2 protein-coding genes and 3 tRNA genes are annotated in these 1,888 nt (G+C 59.1%); all 5 read left to right on the forward strand.

From position 1 onward, the window contains the following. Positions 1-874: tetratricopeptide repeat protein (locus ASN89_RS26525; RefSeq protein ID WP_414842529.1), on the forward strand; the 874-nt coding region annotated here is incomplete at its 5' end. A gap of 232 nt (positions 875-1,106) precedes the next feature. Next, positions 1,107-1,191, forward strand: a tRNA-Tyr gene (locus tag ASN89_RS26530). Between the two features lie 62 nt (positions 1,192-1,253). Continuing rightward, positions 1,254-1,327, forward strand: a tRNA-Gly gene (locus ASN89_RS26535). 43 nt (positions 1,328-1,370) lie between these two features. Next, positions 1,371-1,445 (forward strand) — tRNA-Thr (locus ASN89_RS26540). Between the two features lie 88 nt (positions 1,446-1,533). Beyond that, on the forward strand, positions 1,534-1,888 hold a 355-nt coding region (locus ASN89_RS26545), incomplete at its 3' end, for a GTP-binding protein (protein ID WP_235501999.1).

Raw genomic sequence — 1,888 nt, forward strand, 5'->3', positions numbered from 1 at the left:
GGCCCTGTCGCCGCACGCCGTGCGCCGCTTGCGCCGCCTGGGCGAGGCGGCGCAAGCGGCCGACGATATCGACATGGCGGAAAAATCCCTGAAACTGGTCGTCAGCAAGGCCAAGTATTCGGAATTCCGCGATCCGGAAGACCATGTGCGCCTCGTGCAGACCCTGGTCCGCAAGGGCGACCCATTGCAGGCGGGCGCCGTGATCCGCGACCTCGACAAGTCGATGGGCGGGCAAAAGAATGCGGAACTGTGCAGCGCCCTGTGCAGCGCCATGCTGCATGCGCATACGGGCAACGAAGAGCGCCTGCAGCAATCGCTGGACGCGGCGCTGGCCGCCAACCGCCACAGCGTGGGCGGCTCGAACATGCTGAAAACGGAACTGGCGCGCCACTGTCTGGCGCATGGACGCGAGGATGGCGCGGCCGAGGTGATGCGCGAAGTCATGCGCAACGCACCCGACAGTGCCGCCATGACGCGCGCCATGGCCGTGTTCGAACAGGCGGGGCGCGAGGAGCTGGCCAAGGCGCTGGCGCGGCAAAGCCGCCAGGAAGTGGCCGATATGGTGGCGGCCGGCGCGGCCCGGGCGGGAGAGGGCGATTTCCGCGGCGCCGTCGACCTGATGGGCGAAGCCGTCACGCGTCTGCCCGACAATCCGCAAGTGGTCTTCAATGCGGCCGTGGCCGTGCTGAAATGCCTGGAGCACGAGGGCTGGGATGAGCGCATGGGGCAGCAGGCGTTGACATTTATCGCCGGCGTACGCCGTTTGGACCCGCGCAACCCCAAATTGCCCGTGCTGTCGGGCCTGCATCAGCAGTTGTTGCGCAAATATAAGCCCCTGGGCAACTCCTGGATGCATCCGCCTGACGCCAGGTAAACAGGAAAATGCGGGGCGAATGACGGAAAAATGCGGCTTGCAGGTAGGCCGGATAAAAAAAATGCGAAAAAAGTCGACTTTTTCGCGCCAACCCTTGCACATTCTCAAATCGGGAGCTTATAATCACGCCCCGAAGCAGCCAACTTCTTCTTTATACGCAAATGCAGCAGTCAGGCATCAGTAAATAAGGTTGACAGTTGTGAGTAGATGCTTCATACTCTGCGGTTCCCGCGGAGGGGTGGCCGAGTGGTTAAAGGCGACAGACTGTAAATCTGTTCTCTATGAGTACGCTGGTTCGAATCCAGCCCCCTCCACCAAGTTTTTGCAAGGAAAACTGGGTAGTAGCAAAAAGCAAGTGAAGAAAAGTGAACGATACCTCGCGGGTGTAGCTCAATGGTAGAGCAGAAGCCTTCCAAGCTTACGACGAGGGTTCGATTCCCTTCACCCGCTCCAGTTTCCGTTCAGATGCTTGATGCATCGCATGCAACAAATTACAGCCCTTGTAGCTCAGTGGTAGAGCACTCCCTTGGTAAGGGAGAGGCCACGTGTTCGATCCACGTCAAGGGCACCAGAATTCGCAGCAGGCAGCACAGAAGCAATTCAAACCAGACCGTCGGGCGTGTGCCTGAGCAATCTAATCAAATCATTAGGAGTTCAAAATGGCAAAAGGTAAATTCGAACGGACCAAGCCGCACGTCAACGTCGGCACCATCGGCCACGTCGACCACGGTAAAACCACGCTGACCGCTGCAATCGCAACGGTTCTGTCGAAGAAATTCGGCGGCGAAGCTAAAGCATACGACCAGATCGATGCAGCACCAGAAGAAAAAGCGCGCGGTATCACGATCAACACCGCCCACGTCGAGTACGAAACGGAAACGCGTCACTACGCGCACGTTGACTGCCCAGGCCACGCCGATTACATCAAAAACATGATTACCGGTGCAGCCCAGATGGACGGCGCGATCCTGGTGTGCTCCGCAGCTGACGGCCCAATGCCACAGACCCGCGAAC

It is taken from the genome of Janthinobacterium sp. Ant5-2-1 (assembly GCF_001445815.1).
Classification (GTDB): domain Bacteria; phylum Pseudomonadota; class Gammaproteobacteria; order Burkholderiales; family Burkholderiaceae_D; genus Janthinobacterium; species Janthinobacterium lividum_E.